This is a genomic window from Clostridium tertium (assembly GCF_902652255.1).
In the GTDB taxonomy this organism is placed as follows: domain Bacteria; phylum Bacillota; class Clostridia; order Clostridiales; family Clostridiaceae; genus Clostridium; species Clostridium tertium_A.
Map to the genome: position 1 here is coordinate 1 of NZ_CACRTO010000036.1, position 2,912 is coordinate 2,912.

The 2,912-nt window shown below is 50.3% G+C and carries 1 rRNA gene; it reads right to left on the reverse strand.

Features of this window, described 5'->3' with window-relative positions:
• Nucleotides 1-2: 2 nt before the first annotated feature.
• Nucleotides 3-2,912: ribosomal RNA gene (locus GPX08_RS12155) — 23S ribosomal RNA — on the reverse strand; the annotation flags it as partial.

Below are 2,912 nucleotides of genomic sequence, written 5' to 3' on the forward strand. Positions count from 1 at the left end.
TTTTATTGGTCAAGCCCTCGACCTATTAGTATCAGTCAGCTAAATATGTTACCACACTTACACCTCTGACCTATCAACCTTGTGTTCTTCAAGGGGTCTTACTAGCTTATGCTATGGGAAATCTCATCTTGAGGGGGGCTTCACGCTTAGATGCTTTCAGCGTTTATCCCTTCCCGACTTAGCTACCCAGCCATGCTCCTGGCGGAACAACTGGTGCACCAGAGGTCAGTCCATCCCGGTCCTCTCGTACTAAGGACAGCTCCTCTCAAATTTCCTACGCCCGCGACGGATAGGGACCGAACTGTCTCACGACGTTCTGAACCCAGCTCGCGTGCCGCTTTAATGGGCGAACAGCCCAACCCTTGGGACCTACTACAGCCCCAGGATGCGACGAGCCGACATCGAGGTGCCAAACCTCCCCGTCGATGTGGACTCTTGGGGGAGATCAGCCTGTTATCCCCGAGGTAGCTTTTATCCGTTGAGCGATGGCCCTCCCACGAGGTACCACCGGATCACTAAGCCCGACTTTCGTCCCTGCTCCACTTGTGGGTGTCGCAGTCAGGCTCCCTTCTGCCTTTGCACTCTACGAACGATTTCCGACCGTTCTGAGGGAACCTTTGGGCGCCTCCGTTACATTTTAGGAGGCGACCGCCCCAGTCAAACTGCCCACCTAACAATGTCCCGTCACCAGATTCATGGCGTCCGGTTAGAATCCCAATACTGTCAGGGTGGTATCCCAAGGTTGACTCCACTAAGGCTGACGCCCTAGTTTCTCAGTCTCCCACCTATCCTGTACAGACAATATCGGAACTCAATGCTAAGCTACAGTAAAGCTCTACGGGGTCTTTCCGTCCAATCGCGGGTAGCGAGCATCTTCACTCGCACTACAACTTCGCCGGATTTGCAGTTGAGACAGTGCCCAAGTCATTACGCCATTCGTGCGGGTCAGAACTTACCTGACAAGGAATTTCGCTACCTTAGGACCGTTATAGTTACGGCCGCCGTTTACTGGGGCTTAAGTTCACACCTTCGCTTGCGCTAAGTGTTCCCCTTAACCTTCCAGCACCGGGCAGGCGTCAGCCCCTATACATCAGCTTGCGCTTTAGCAGAGACCTGTGTTTTTGCTAAACAGTTGCTTGGGCCTATTCTCTGCGGCCTGCTCTCGCAGGCACCCCTTCTCGCTAACTTACGGGGTCAATTTGCCTAGTTCCTTAACTGCAATTCTTCCGATGGCCTTAGGATTCTCTCCTCATCTACCTGTGTCGGTTTGCGGTACGGGCACTATTTCTCTCTCTAGATGCTTTTCTTGGAAGCAGGGAATCAGATACTTCAGCCTAAAAGGCCTTCCCCATCACACCTCAGGATTGTTAAGACGGATTTGCCTATCTTAACTCCCTAAATGCTTAGACTAGCATTTCCAATCGCTAGCACATCCTATCCTTCTCCGTCACACCATCGATAATAACGATAATAGTGGTATTGGAATATCAACCAATTGTCCATCACCTACGCCTTTCGGCCTCGGCTTAGGTCCCGACTAACCCTGGGCGGACGAGCCTTCCCCAGGAAACCTTAGATTTTCGGCCTGTAAGATTCTCACTTACATCTCGCTACTAATGCCAACATTCTCACTCGTAATCAGTCCACCGCTCCTTACGGTACGACTTCAGCCCGATTACGACGCTCCTCTACCGCTGAAGTAAACTTCAGCCCGTAGCTTCGGTGGTAAGTTTGAGCCCCGGACATTTTCGGCGCAGGATCTCTCGACTAGTGAGCTATTACGCACTCTTTAAATGAGTGGCTGCTTCTAAGCCAACATCCTAGTTGTCTTAGAAATCCCACATCCTTTACCACTTAACTTACACTTTGGGACCTTAGCTGACGATCTGGGCTTTTTCCCTTTTGACCACGGATCTTATCATTCGTAGTCTGACTGCCGGACTAATAGTATATGGCATTCGGAGTTTGATAAGGTTCGGTAAGCGATATGCCCCCTAGCCCATTCAGTGCTCTACCTCCATTACTCATATCCGACGCTAGCCCTAAAGCTATTTCGAGGAGAACCAGCTATCTCCGAGTTCGATTGGAATTTCTCCGCTATCCACAGCTCATCCCATGCTTTTTCAACAGCAACGTGGTTCGGTCCTCCACGGGGTTTTACCCCCGCTTCAACCTGGCCATGGATAGGTCACCCGGTTTCGGGTCTACGGCATGCAACTAGTCGCCCTATTAAGACTCGGTTTCCCTTCGGCTCCGTACCTTAAGTACTTAACCTTGCTACATACCGTAACTCGTTGGCTCGTTCTACAAAAAGCACGTCATCACCCTCATAAGGGGCTTTGACCGGTTGTAGGCACACGGTTTCAGGTTCTATTTCACTCCCCTCCCGGGGTTCTTTTCACCTTTCCCTCACGGTACTGCTTCACTATCGGTCATCAGGTAGTATTTAGCCTTGGGAGGTGGTCCTCCCTGCTTCCCACAAGGTTTCACGTGTCTCGTGGTACTCTGGATCAGAACTTGGTTATTATAATTTTCACTTACGTGGCTATTACACTCTGTGGCTCAACTTTCCAGTTGTCTTCAGTTAACCATAACTTCCCGTTAATGTTCTGTCCGCAACCCCAGAGATAAATCTCTGGTTTGGGCTCTTTCCCTTTCGCTCGCCGCTACTAAGAAAATCGATTTTTCTTTCTCTTCCTCTAGGTACTTAGATGTTTCAGTTCCCTAGGTTTACCTTCCTGCAACTATTTATTCATTACAGGATACATGGGGTTTCCCATGTGAGTTCCCTCATTCGGAAATCTTCGGATCACTGGCTATGTGCGCCTACCCGAAGCTTATCGCAGCTTATCACGTCCTTCATCGGCTCCTGATGCCAAGGCATTCACCATGCGCCCTTTGTAGCTTGACCT